Here is a 12,289-nt window from a genome sequence, read left to right as displayed (position 1 = left end):
TATCCTTAAGAGTTTAAGGTTTGGGGTATAAAGATAAAAACAGGGAGGGGTGATTTATTTATTTGAATATAAAGTGTTTTTAGTCGTTATGGCGGCGTTGGTCTCTGTTGCTGAATGCTGAGAACAATACCGCTATTGTGAACATCGTTTATATTACGTTTAAACTCGTGGGATTTACAGTAACCCTTTCAAGGTCAACGTTTTACGCGTGGCGATATTTAAGTCGTAGGTGCCAAGATCTTCAGCTTTAACCCAGGCGAAGTCCTGGAACTCTTCGTTAATGTTCACTTCACGATTAGCCGCCACACAATCGAAGATGAGATAAATCATATAAATCTCTTCCTGACTGCCATCGGCATAGGTTTTGGTCCGAATATCATCGCTGAAGGTCCACGGAGTAATTTCTGATAATACCAGTTGTTCACCCAACTCTTCCCTCACTTCACGACGCAAAGCCTCTTCGATGCGCTCACCTGGCTCAACGCCGCCGCCAGACAGCGCCCACTGACCAGGGAAAACACCGCGATCATCGGCCATTTTGCACAGTAAAAAACAGCCTTCATTTTGAATGAGTGGGCAAACAATCGTTCTTTGACGCATAAGTCTGTTCCTTGTAGGGGAGGGGCGGAGGAGTCCATTGTTAACACATCTTACCTTTTGCAGGCGACAGAAAAAACGCTTCATTGCTGTTTAAGCCAGCTTTGCCGGGGAAGATGACGTTGTCTGTTGAAAACGGCAATCAGGTGCCTTTTATCGTCTATTTCGGGTAAGAACTTAACCTTACTGAAACATTGCGGGTAGTATTTAGTTACAATATGTCATTGCATCGCTTTTTTAGCTCATTGATTCCTCGCCATCTGGCAGTACAATCCAGCGGTTTTGGGGCTATGTTTTGATTCTTGCTGGAAAGGATAGAAAATGGAAAAAAGTTTATTACTGGGTTTTGCCGGAATGCTGTTTGTTTCTGCGTCGGCGAATGCGATTAGCATTAGCGGTCAGGCAGGCGAAGATTACACCAACCTCGGTTTCGGTATGGGTACTGAGTCCACTGGACTGGCTGTTAGCGGCAACTGGATGCATAACGATGACGACGGTGATGTTGCAGGGCTTGGCCTTGGTCTGAATATCCCTCTGGGTCCGTTGCTGGCAACAGTCGGTGGGAAAGGTATCTATACCAACCCGAAAGACGGTGATGAAGGCTACGCGGCAGCTGTCGGTGGTGGTTTACAGTGGCCGATTGGCGACAGTTTCCGTCTGTTTGGTGAATACTACTACTCCCCGGATTCACTCTCCAGCGGGATCGACAGCTACGAAGAAGCAAATGCCGGTGCGCGCCTGACGATTATGCGTCCGCTGAGCATTGAAGCAGGTTACCGTTACCTGAATCTGGCGGGTAAAGATGGCAACCGCGATAACGCGATTGCTGACGGCCCATACATCGGGGTAAACGCCAGTTTCTAATCGACCAGGCGCGGCGTTCAGTCGCGCCTTCCCCCCTCCATGCGTTATAGTGTTTTCATCATAAAAGCAGGAGAACACGATGTTAAACGTGGAGATGCTATCCACCGGGGATGAAGTGTTGCACGGACAAATCGTCGACACTAATGCCGCCTGGCTGGCCGATTTTTTCTTTAATCAGGGATTACCGTTAACACGCCGCAATACGGTTGGCGACAATCTGAACGATTTGGTCGCTATTCTGCGTGAGCGTAGCGAACATGCTGATGTGCTGATCGTCAATGGCGGCTTAGGGCCGACCAGCGATGATTTGAGCGCACTGGCGGCGGCAACCGCAAAAGGTGAAGGGCTGGTGCTGCATGAAGCGTGGCTGGCCGAAATGGCGCGTTTTTTCCGTGAGCGGGGACGCGTCATGGCGCCGAGCAATAGCAAACAGGCTGAGCTTCCGGCCAGTGCGGAGTTTATTAATAATCCGGTCGGAACTGCCTGCGGGTTCGCCGTAAAGCTTAATCGCTGCCTGATGTTCTTTACGCCGGGTGTGCCGTCAGAATTTAAAGTCATGGTTGAACATGAGATCCTGCCGCGCCTGCGTGAGCGTTTTTCTCTCTCTCAACCCCCGCTATGCCTGCGCTTAACGACCTTTGGTCGTTCTGAAAGCGATCTGGCGCAGAGCCTGGATCCTTTGGTTTTACCGCCCGGGGTGACAATGGGCTATCGCTCGTCGATGCCGATTATCGAGCTGAAGTTAACCGGACCCGATTCCCAACGTGAAGCGATGCTGGCGCTATGGCCAGAGGTGAAACGCGTTGCTGGCCAGAATATGATTTTTGAAGGTACCGAAGGGTTACCTGCGCAAATTGCCCGTAAGCTCCAGGAGCGCCAGTACAGTCTGACGCTGAGCGAGCAATTTACCGGAGGCTTAATTGCCCTGCAGCTCTCTCGCGCCAGTGCCCCGTTGTTAGCGAGCGAGGTAGTGCCATCTCAGGAAGAAACGCTGGCGCAAACGGCGCACTGGATAACCGAGCGACGCGGCAATCATTATGCCGAACTGGCGCTGGCGGTATCGGGTTTCGAAAACGAACATATTAACTTCGCACTGGCAACACCTGACGGCACGCATGCCTTGCGGGTGCGACTCAATGCAAATCGCTATAGTTTGGCTGTTCGTCAGGAGGTTTGCGCAATGATGGCGCTTAATATGCTGCGGCGTTGGCTAAATGGTCAGGATATCGCCGGGGAACACGGCTGGATCGATGTGGTGGAATTCCTGACGGTTTGATTAGTGGCAGGGAAGGTTACAAACCTTCCCTGTTTGACTCACGCTGTGACATCGTCTGGCAATAACCCGGTAATTAACTGAACCAAATCACGATCAATCCCTTGTTCCAGCATCATGCGAGCGATCCGTATTGCTTCTTCTTGCGTACCTTTTTGTACTCCTTGTTCCAATCCTTTTTGTACTCCTTGTTCCAATCCTTKTTGTAMYCCTTGTTCCAATCCTTGTTGTAACCCTTGTTGCAGCCCATCGTGGTGGCCTTCTTGTCTGAGTCTCTCTGCGATTGTCATCAGCCTCTCCTTGTTATGAGGGGAACGTTCGGCAACTTTATGGATAAATTCGTTGACGTGAGAAACGTCGCCGTACCGTAGCAGATAATTAAATAGCGTCTGTAGCTGGCTGTCATTAGCGGTGCTTGTAACTAATAACGAGACCAGTCGGTCCACTAATCCCATCAAATCGCGATCGCGGATATGTTTTTGCATCAATTCAAGCAACGCAACACGCCGATGTTGCGCGATTTCATCGTCAGGAATCACGGTAATGTCGACCAGCGGAAAAGCTTCTGAATAAAGTTGTCGCGCCAGTTGTGGGTTGTCAAATTCATCCAGCCAGTTGAGTGACCAGGGATAGGGACTTTGTTGACCGTGATAAAACAACATGGGGATCACCAGCGGCAGTGTTTTATTCCCGGCATCAAGATGATGCTGCATCGCAGCGGTGGCATAGCGCATCAGGCGGAATGCCATGTGCTGCACAGCTGTACTCTGATGTTCGATGACACAATAGATATAGCCATCACCTTCGTGGGTTTTTAGCGACCACAATACGTCGGAGTAGTACGCGCGGAGATCCTGTTCGATAAAACTGGTGGACTCCAGCTTCAGCGTTTGCAAATTGCAAATCTCACGTAATGTGACGGGGAGGTGAATCTCCAGAAAATCCCGGGCCATCTCAGGATAAGAAATGATCTTTTTAAAAACCGCATCATGCGGTGTGGATGTGGTAGGTTTAGCCATGGTAGTCCGTCACCAGAAAGAGAAGGTGGCGTGACGGTATCTACTTTTCGCAAGCGCTGCATATGAGAAATTGATTCTTTGCGTGGGTGAATCAGAGATAAATACGCCCGACTGCAACGTATTCAAATAAGCGGAACTGGATGCACAAAAATGCCCGGTAGCAAACACCACCGGGCAACTGAGTTACCCCAACGCTTTGGCAAGCAGGGTGATAGGATGTTCGCAACGCTTACTTGTCGACATCTCAATCTGCCATTTACACGTTTCGCAGTCGGTCACGACGATATCCGCGCCGCTTTCTTCAATCTGGCGGAATAGCGGTGCGCCAATTGACTGTGACGTCGGGTAGTTTTCCTTTTTGAATCCGTAAGTTCCGGCGATCCCGCAGCACTGTGAATCCAGCACTGTCAGTTCAAGTCCAGGAATTTGTCGCAGCAGTTCCAGCGTATAGAGTGTCCAGCCCATTTTCTCCATATGACATGGTGTGTGATAGACCACTTTTAGCGGCAACGTTTTCAGCGGCAACGTTTTCCCTTCGTCCAGCTTGCGCCACAGCCAGCGTGTAGCCAGTTCAATATGTTCGCGTAGCCCTGAGTTGTCGACATCCAGCACTTCAGGGTATTCATCGCGTAGCGCAAAGGTACAGGTTGAAGAGGTGGCAATAACCGGGATGCCTTTTCCGTCAATCGCTTCTCGCAGTGAAGCCACATTACTTACCGCCTGCTTACGTGCTTTATCGGTGAAACCGTTGGCGATCAGTGGTACGCCGCAGCATTTCTCTTTACTCAGCAATTGTACGCCAGTACCCATCGCGTTCAGCACTTTTATCAGATCTTTACCGAGTTGCGGATGGTTGTAGTTCACAAAGCAACCGTGGAAAAATGCAACTTGATCCTGATACTGCGCCTGCTGTGCGGCGATGCTGCGATACCAGCGGCGGAAGGTACCGAAGGAGTACTTCGGCAGCGTACGGCGATGATCGATTTTTAGTGCATAATCAAGAAGCTGGCGCACCGGTTTCAGTGAAGTCGCGGTGTTCACGATGGGTGCGAACGGCGTAGAAACACTGCCCATCAAATCGGTATGGCTTAAGACAAAGTTACGTATCGACGGACGTGTCGTGTCGTATTTGGCACGCGCGCGTTGAATGATATCGCCAATTTTGACATCCGAAGGGCAGGCCACTTCACAGCGTTTGCAGTTGATGCAATATTTCAGCGCATCGTCATATAACGCACCATCTTTCAAACGCAGACGTTCACCGTCAGGGCCGGCTTGTTTAGGGCCAGGGTAACCTGGGTTGACACGGCTTACCGGGCAGGCAGTGGTGCACACTGTGCATTTGATACAACTTTCAAAACGTGTGTCGCTCATTGCTGGCCTCCTGCACGTTTCGCAATATGATGTGCGGCGTGTAAAGCGCTCACTGCACACACTCCGCCTCCGCAACCCTGGGCGATAGGGTCAAAACCGCCAAGTACCGATCCGATGGCAAACATATTCTCTACTGTTTTTCCTGCAAGCGATGGACGCAGTTCAGCATCGGTGGTTACGCCAAACTGTTGCCACGGTTGCGGATCAAAGACGTCACGCTGATACCACTGCGCACGTGTGGCGGTTTGGTGCACATCCAGACCGAGAATCGGCTCATGAACGGCTTCGCGCGTGGCGACCAGTCCGCTGCTAAAGAAACTACCGCTGGCGAGTACGGCGAAGCGTGGGCGCAATGGAATATCGGCATGGTTGCGGGTCCAGATTTCGCTGACAACGCCATCCTGACAGGTGATTTTTTTCACTTCATCACCGGGCATCCACACTCCACCCTGGCGTACAAACTGGCGCTGCAATTTGTTATGCAGGCGCATGCCCAGCACTGACGGCGGTAAAGTTGGTAATAACATCAGTGAGCAGGGCAGGCGGTCATTGAGCCACTTCCATAGCCGATCGTCAGCCAGGCCGAAACAGGCTGGCATAATTATCATGTCGCAGGTTTTCGCGATTGGTAACAGGGCGTCATAGAGCAGCGACCATTTATCTTCGTTATCTAACAGACGTGCAATGTTGACGGCGCGAAATTCGGTTGGGTTATCACGCAGGACATCCAGTTCTGGCAAATCGATTTCAGCCGTTTCGACGCTGAGGTTACGCTGGCGCAGTGAGGCCGCGGCAAGGTGCGCCTGGAAATCCAGTAAGCCGCTAATTCCCACCACACAGACACGTTGTGCTGATAACGGCCAGACCGGCACTTCCGCTGAACTAAGCCAGGTTGAACGCAGGGTTCCCAACGGTGTTACACGTTGATGAGCCTGATGAACCTTACCGTGCAAATGCGTTCCGCACTCTTCCAGCAAATTCTGCGCCTGCTGCGCCAGCGCCAGTACGGTCTGCGTACCGATGGTGCTATACGGATGACCAGGTGCCTGAGTGCGCAGCGCATTCAGCCCCGCTTCAATGTCGGTTACCGGTTGACCATCGGGCAGGTTGCTGAGCAAATCCAGTGAGCCGGAGGAAAAGTGCAGCGCGCTTTGGCCGCGGGTAACAATCGTACAGCGCAACCCGCTTTTTTGCAGTTGTAGGCCACACATCAGCCCGGCGAGACCGCCGCCGATAATGACGGTATCAAATTTCATCCTGGTGCTCCTTTTCCAGACCGCACAATCCCTGATAGACCCAACGCGTGAATTCGCTTTCGCGCAGCGCATCTCCCCACGCGATAGGCTGCACGCCTTTCCAGCGTTCGTTGAGGAATTCAGAAAGCTGGGTGATAGATTGTGCGGCGGTGGTGACATTAAAACGTTGTAGCAAACCTGCAGCGCGGCAGGCACACAATTCGCCCTGACAAGTCCCCATCCCGACGCGGGTGCGACGACGTAAATCGAGCAAACTGTTGACGGTTAAATTTTCAACGGCATATTGCACTTCACCTGCGGTGACGGCTTCACATTCACAGACCAGGCTGCGGTGCTGACGGCCTTCGCTAAGCCACGCCGGGGTGCGGTCGCCATGGCGGTAGACCGCCGAGCCGCGCAGTGGCGCTGGCAAAGAGATAACGCGTTTAAGCGTGTGTTCGGTCGACTCCTGTGAGCCTGGCAGAGCTGTCTCTGCGGTTGTACAAGGGCGAGAATTGCCCAGTTTGCGGCATACTGCGTCGGTGGCCCATTCCGCCATCAGGCGGTAGGTCATCAGTTTGCCACCAGTAATGGTGATAAATCCGTCCAGTCCGTCGCGCGTTGCGTGATCGAATAACACAATACCGCGGCTGACGTTACGACCGGTCGGATCGTCGTCGCTGGCCACCAGCGGACGCACACCGGAGTAAGCGCGCAGGATGCGAGTTTTCGCCATAATTGGCGCCAGCTTCTCACCCTCACGCAGCAGAATATCCACCTCTTCTGCGGTGACGCGGTTGCTGTCGATATCGTCGTAATCAATGTGTTGTGAGGTTGTACCGATCAGCGAAATGGTATCGCCAGGCACCAGAATATCGGCATCAGATGGCTTACGGCAGCGGTTGATAACATGCTGATTTATGCGATGATCCATGATCAACAGAGAACCTTTCGCCGGGAACATACGGATGCTCAGATCGGCATATTCCGCAATGCGCTGGCCCCAGATCCCGGCGGCATTCACGACCACCGGCGCATGCAGAGATTGCATCTCGCCCGTCAGATGGTTGCGTACGTTCACCCCGCACACCGTCGCACCTTCACGAATCAGCCCCGTCACTTCATGGGCCGTTAAGATAATCGCACCGTGCTCTCGTGCATCCAGCATGTTGGCGGCGGTTAAGCGGAAAGGATCAACGGTACCGTCTGGTACTTTCACTGCGCCAATCAGTTGTGGGTTTACCGAAGGTTCGATAATACGCGCCTGTTGTGGATCAATCGCTTCTGCGCGGATGCCCGCGTCTTCACAGGCACGAATAAAGGTTGCCTGGAAAGAGAGTTCATCTTCCGGCAGCGTAATAAACAGACCGTCCGTCGGCTCAACACAATGGCGGGCGATACGTTTCAGAATTTGGTTTTCGCTAATGCATTCGCGGGCAGATTCAGCGTCAGTAACGGCGTAACGTGCTCCGCTGTGCAGCAGACCGTGGTTACGGCCCGTCGCGCCTGTCGCGATATCGTGGCGTTCTACTAAGATGACGCGCAATCCGCGCAGGGCACAGTCGCGTGCGATCCCTGCACCTGTTGCTCCTCCACCAATGATAATCACGTCACTTGTTTGCGAGTCGCGAGTTTTCATTGTTTTTCCTCACAGTTCGTTTTTTATCATTTAGCCACATAAAAAACATGGATTGTTTGATTTCGCGCATAATCGCTCATAATTCGAAAATGAAACGTGATTCCGTGCGCTTTTATGAACATTTGTCATAAATGTGTAACAATCTGTGCTGTAATTCACATTATTGCCCGGAATGTTTCCTTAACATCGCGGCCACACTGGGAGCGGTAGGGTTGCTACGGCAATCTGCAGTGTTTCCTTCGAATGAAAGACGGCCACGGAGGCTACTATATATGTTGAGCATTTTTAAACCTGCGCCACACAAAGCGCGTTTAGCTGCAGCGGAGATCGATCCGACTTATCGTCGATTGCGCTGGCAGATTTTCCTGGGAATATTTTTCGGTTATGCCGCGTACTATCTGGTACGTAAGAACTTTGCTCTGGCCATGCCGTATCTGGTTGAACAGGGTTTCTCGCGTGGCGATCTGGGTTTTGCGTTGTCCGGTATCTCCATTGCATACGGATTTTCGAAATTCATCATGGGGTCCGTCTCAGATCGCTCGAATCCGCGCGTTTTCCTGCCCGCGGGTCTGATTCTGGCGGCTGCGGTGATGCTGTTCATGGGCTTCGTGCCGTGGGCGACATCCAGCATTGCAGTCATGTTTGTGCTGCTGTTCCTCTGCGGTTGGTTCCAGGGGATGGGGTGGCCGCCGTGTGGTCGTACTATGGTGCACTGGTGGTCGCAGAAAGAGCGTGGTGGTATCGTTTCTGTCTGGAACTGTGCGCATAACGTAGGTGGCGGTCTGCCTCCGCTGCTGTTCCTGCTGGGTATGGCCTGGTTTAACGACTGGAAAGCGGCGCTGTACATGCCTGCCTTTGGTGCGATAGTCGTTGCGCTGTTTGCTTTTGCGATGATGCGTGATACGCCGCAGTCCTGTGGCCTGCCGCCTATCGAAGAGTACAAGAACGACTATCCGGATGATTACAACGAAAAAGCGGAAGAAGAGCTGACTGCCAAGCAGATCTTCATGCAATACGTACTGCCGAACAAACTGTTGTGGTACATCGCTATCGCCAACGTGTTTGTGTATCTGCTGCGCTACGGCATCCTCGACTGGTCGCCGACTTACCTGAAAGAAGTGAAGCATTTTGCACTGGATAAATCATCCTGGGCCTACTTCCTGTATGAATATGCGGGGATTCCTGGCACGCTGCTGTGTGGCTGGATGTCGGATAAAGTCTTCCGTGGTAACCGTGGTGCCACCGGCGTGTTCTTTATGACGCTGGTTACCATCGCGACCATCGTTTACTGGATGAACCCGGCAGGCAACCCGAACGTAGATATGGCTTGTATGATTATCATCGGCTTCCTGATCTACGGCCCGGTCATGTTGATCGGTCTGCATGCGCTGGAACTGGCACCGAAAAAAGCGGCGGGGACGGCGGCAGGCTTCACTGGACTGTTCGGTTACCTGGGCGGTTCTGTCGCGGCGAGCGCCATTGTCGGCTACACCGTCGACTTCTTCGGTTGGGACGGCGGCTTTATGGTGATGATTGGCGGTAGCGTGCTGGCGGTGATTCTGCTGGTAGTCGTCATGATTGGTGAAAAACGCCATCATGAAGAGATGCTGCTCAAGCGTAACGGGGGCTAATAGATGAAAACCACATTGAAAAGTCTTAGCGTGGCGCTGATGCTGGCAGGTATGGTTGTGAGCAGTGCGGCGGTTGCCGCAGATAAAATTGTCATTGCGCACCGTGGCGCCAGCGGATATTTACCGGAGCATACGTTACCTGCGAAAGCGATGGCTTATGCTCAGGGCGCGGATTTTCTGGAGCAGGATTTGGTGATGACTAAAGACGACCATCTGGTCGTCCTGCATGACCACTATCTTGACCGCGTCACCGATGTTGCTGATCGCTTCCCGGATCGTGCGCGTAAAGATGGGCGTTACTATGCCATCGACTTTACGCTGGATGAGATCAAATCGCTGAAATTTACCGAAGGTTTCGATATCGAAAATGGCAAAAAGGTACAGACATATCCAGGGCGTTTCCCGATGGGTAAATCTGATTTCCGTGTGCACACTTTCGAAGAAGAAATTGAATTTGTTCAGGGATTAAATCATTCAACCGGCAAAAATATCGGTATTTACCCGGAAATGAAAGCGCCGTGGTTCCATCATCAGGAAGGGAAGGACATTGCGGCTAAAACGCTGGAAGTGCTGAAAAAGTACGGGTACACCGGTAAACAAGACAATGTCTATCTGCAGTGCTTTGATGTTGCGGAGTTAAAACGCATTAAGAATGAACTGGAACCGAAGATGGGGATGGATCTCAATCTGGTGCAGTTGATTGCGTACACTGACTGGAATGAAACTCAGGAGAAAAAGCCAGACGGCAGTTGGGTGAATTACAACTACGACTGGATGTTTAAACCGGGTGCCATGAAGCAGGTTGCGCAGTATGCGGACGGCATTGGGCCGGACTACCATATGCTGGTTGATGAGAAGTCCAGTAAGGGCAACATCTCATTGACGGGTATGGTACAGGACGCGCACCAGAACAAGATGGTGGTGCATCCTTATACTGTTCGTGCCGATCAGTTGCCGGATTATGCAACGGATGTAAACCAGCTGTATGACGTGTTGTACAACAAGGCGGGCGTTGACGGGCTGTTCACCGACTTTCCCGACAAAGCGGTGAAATTCCTGCATAAAGAGTAAGGGCAGAAGGCCTGCGATGAACGTATTCCCGCAGGCCTTATTTGTGAAGCGTGAGCAGATTGCTAGATGAGGCCGTCAGCAGTCAACGATTCCATATATGCCTGCAGTAGAAATAAAGGGCTGCCGTCTACCGGCGGCTCTTTTGCCAATAACGATATTTGTCGATAAAACGTTGGCTCCAGCGCCACTGAGCGAATTTCCCCGCCAACCGCCTTCAGCGTGAGTTCCGGTAATAATGCAATCCCCAGCCCCTGGCGAATAAAGCTCATTGCGGTATCCGGGTGGTTAAATTCGTATTTAATAATTGGCTCAATCCCTTTTTCTTTAAACAACGTCATGATGCTTAATTCATAGCGGCCTTTACTGATAATCAGCGGTTCTCCCATCAGTTCTTCCAGCGAAATAGTGGTGTTGGCTGCCAGTGGGTGGCTTTCGGGGACCACTACGGTAAATTTATCGCGGTAAACCGGTACGCAGTACATGCCATTGACCGGGAAATGCACAAATCCCGCATCGATATCCCCGCTGCGCAGGGAATCAACGATCGCCGGGCTGTTCTCTTCGAAGGGGATAATTTTGATGTGCGGATGCTGCTGTTCAAAGTGGCGGATAATGCCAGGTAAAATGCAGGCGCAGGCGCTGGGAAAACAGCCGATACGCAGGGTTCGGGCTGGATTTTGTCGTTCCTGCTCGGCAATTTCTTTCACCGCGTTGGTTTCTGACACGATGGCTCGCAGGCGTGGCACGATCCGGTGTCCCGCCGGGGTGAGCCTGATGTCTTTGCGACGTTCGCGGATTAAAATATCAACGCCCAGCTCTTCTTCTAATGCTGAAATTGCCTGACTCACGGCGGACTGGGTCATATACAGCCGCTTGCTGGCTTCGGTAAAACCGCCGTACTCGAGCACGGCAAGTAAAGCGTGGATCTGTGTTAGTGTCATTAGTTCCTTCTAATTAATAATATTAAAACGATTAATTTCTCTAATATCATGAGCCTATTTATACTGGCGTTCTGGTGTTTAACTCACATTTTGACGCACTTGTCCGTCGTTCAGTTGTGCTGAGCGTTGCCTGCGTGCGCCGTCTGGACAGGTTGTCGAATATGAAAGAAAAACTGTGGACGAAGGATTTCTGGGCAATAACGATTATCAGCTTTATTATCTTTTTTGTTTTTTATGTCCTGCTGACCCTGCTTCCGATCTATATTTCGGATCGCCTGCATGCTACTCCTGATAAGGCCGGTTTATTAGTCACGTTCTTTTTGGGCTCTGCCATTCTTGTTCGTCCTTTTGCCGGGCAGTGGGTGGGGAAATATTCGAATAAAACGATTCTGGTGCTCTCTTCTCTGGCCTTTTTGGTGGTCACTGCGCTGTATCCGGTTTGCCATTCAATTGAATCACTCCTGCTGATTCGGGTGCTTCATGGTGTAACGTTTGGCGTTATAACCACGGTAAAAGGAACGATTTCCGCGCGGTTGATACCGGCCTCCCGACGTGGGGAGGGCATCAGTTTTTTCTCTTTAGCCATGGGACTGGCAATGGTTGTGGGGCCATGGGTAGGGCTGAATATGGCGCGCTGGGAAGCTT

General features: G+C 51.7%; 11 protein-coding genes. 5 read left to right on the top strand and 6 right to left on the bottom strand.

Annotated elements, in window-relative coordinates:
- Positions 1-174: 174 nt before the first annotated feature.
- Positions 175-600, bottom strand: a complete 426-nt coding sequence (gene nudI / locus JTI85_RS15195) for a nucleoside triphosphatase NudI (RefSeq protein ID WP_048211091.1) — start codon at positions 598-600, stop codon at positions 175-177.
- Between the two features lie 318 nt (positions 601-918).
- On the opposite strand from nudI, the gene JTI85_RS15190 reads away from it, so the two are divergent.
- Positions 919-1,461 carry a YfaZ family protein gene (locus tag JTI85_RS15190; protein WP_219351696.1) on the top strand — a complete coding sequence of 181 codons (543 nt, stop codon included), beginning with the start codon at positions 919-921 and terminating at the stop codon, positions 1,459-1,461.
- Between the two features lie 79 nt (positions 1,462-1,540).
- On the top strand, positions 1,541-2,737 hold the full coding sequence (locus tag JTI85_RS15185; protein WP_219351695.1) for a nicotinamide mononucleotide deamidase-related protein YfaY: 1,197 nt from the start codon (positions 1,541-1,543) through the stop codon (positions 2,735-2,737).
- A gap of 38 nt (positions 2,738-2,775) precedes the next feature.
- Here the strand turns inward: JTI85_RS15185 and JTI85_RS15180 are convergent, their stop codons facing one another.
- The 4 genes from JTI85_RS15180 to glpA form a co-directional block, all read right to left on the bottom strand.
- The gene (locus JTI85_RS15180) at positions 2,776-3,753 is read right to left on the bottom strand and encodes an Rpn family recombination-promoting nuclease/putative transposase (protein WP_219351694.1); all 978 of its coding nucleotides are present in this window, start codon (positions 3,751-3,753) and stop codon (positions 2,776-2,778) included.
- A 183-nt stretch (positions 3,754-3,936) separates the two neighbouring features.
- A complete protein-coding gene (glpC, locus tag JTI85_RS15175) occupies positions 3,937-5,127 on the bottom strand; it encodes an anaerobic glycerol-3-phosphate dehydrogenase subunit GlpC (protein ID WP_048211095.1) in 1,191 nt (396 codons plus the stop codon).
- On the bottom strand, positions 5,124-6,383 hold the full coding sequence (glpB, locus tag JTI85_RS15170) for a glycerol-3-phosphate dehydrogenase subunit GlpB (RefSeq protein WP_061068205.1): 1,260 nt from the start codon (positions 6,381-6,383) through the stop codon (positions 5,124-5,126). Before glpB ends, glpC begins: the two co-directional genes overlap by 4 nt.
- Positions 6,373-8,001 (bottom strand): anaerobic glycerol-3-phosphate dehydrogenase subunit A, encoded by a 1,629-nt coding sequence (glpA, locus tag JTI85_RS15165; RefSeq protein ID WP_048211097.1) that lies wholly within the window; start codon positions 7,999-8,001, stop codon positions 6,373-6,375. The genes glpB and glpA overlap by 11 nt, the downstream gene beginning before the upstream one ends.
- A gap of 272 nt (positions 8,002-8,273) precedes the next feature.
- Between glpA and glpT the strand changes: the two genes are divergently transcribed.
- Both glpT and glpQ read left to right on the top strand, forming a co-directional pair.
- Positions 8,274-9,632, top strand: coding sequence for a glycerol-3-phosphate transporter (glpT, locus tag JTI85_RS15160; protein ID WP_048211098.1), 1,359 nt, complete (start codon positions 8,274-8,276; stop codon positions 9,630-9,632).
- Between the two features lie 3 nt (positions 9,633-9,635).
- Positions 9,636-10,703 carry a glycerophosphodiester phosphodiesterase gene (gene glpQ, locus JTI85_RS15155; protein WP_061068203.1) on the top strand — a complete coding sequence of 356 codons (1,068 nt, stop codon included), beginning with the start codon at positions 9,636-9,638 and terminating at the stop codon, positions 10,701-10,703.
- 62 nt (positions 10,704-10,765) lie between these two features.
- On the opposite strand, the gene JTI85_RS15150 is transcribed toward glpQ, so the two are convergent.
- Entirely contained in the window at positions 10,766-11,644 is an 879-nt protein-coding gene (locus tag JTI85_RS15150; RefSeq protein ID WP_048211100.1) for a LysR family transcriptional regulator, read from the bottom strand.
- Positions 11,645-11,805: 161 nt separating this feature from the next.
- Here JTI85_RS15150 and JTI85_RS21510 point away from each other — a divergent pair.
- Positions 11,806-12,289 (top strand): MFS transporter (locus tag JTI85_RS21510; RefSeq protein ID WP_255574802.1); only part of this gene is annotated, 484 nt, incomplete at its 3' end.

The sequence above is a fragment of the Citrobacter sp. Colony219 genome, from assembly GCF_019382635.1.
Lineage (GTDB): Bacteria > Pseudomonadota > Gammaproteobacteria > Enterobacterales > Enterobacteriaceae > Citrobacter > Citrobacter youngae.
Note: the sequence above shows the minus strand (reverse complement) of the source record. Positions and strands in the feature narration are given on the sequence as shown.

What these genes read in the sequence shown, in the direction of transcription:
- nudI (WP_048211091.1), bottom strand. Translation starts at nt 600, where the DNA reads ATGCGTCAAAGAACGATTGTTTGCCCACTCATTCAAAATGAAGGCTGT.
- glpC (WP_048211095.1), bottom strand. Translation starts at nt 5,127, where the DNA reads ATGAGCGACACACGTTTTGAAAGTTGTATCAAATGCACAGTGTGCACC.
- glpB (WP_061068205.1), bottom strand. Translation starts at nt 6,383, where the DNA reads ATGAAATTTGATACCGTCATTATCGGCGGCGGTCTCGCCGGGCTGATG.
- glpT (WP_048211098.1), top strand. Translation starts at nt 8,274, where the DNA reads ATGTTGAGCATTTTTAAACCTGCGCCACACAAAGCGCGTTTAGCTGCA.
- glpA (WP_048211097.1), bottom strand. Translation starts at nt 8,001, where the DNA reads ATGAAAACTCGCGACTCGCAAACAAGTGACGTGATTATCATTGGTGGA.
- JTI85_RS15150 (WP_048211100.1), bottom strand. Translation starts at nt 11,644, where the DNA reads ATGACACTAACACAGATCCACGCTTTACTTGCCGTGCTCGAGTACGGC.
- glpQ (WP_061068203.1), top strand. Translation starts at nt 9,636, where the DNA reads ATGAAAACCACATTGAAAAGTCTTAGCGTGGCGCTGATGCTGGCAGGT.
- JTI85_RS15190 (WP_219351696.1), top strand. Translation starts at nt 919, where the DNA reads ATGGAAAAAAGTTTATTACTGGGTTTTGCCGGAATGCTGTTTGTTTCT.
- JTI85_RS15185 (WP_219351695.1), top strand. Translation starts at nt 1,541, where the DNA reads ATGTTAAACGTGGAGATGCTATCCACCGGGGATGAAGTGTTGCACGGA.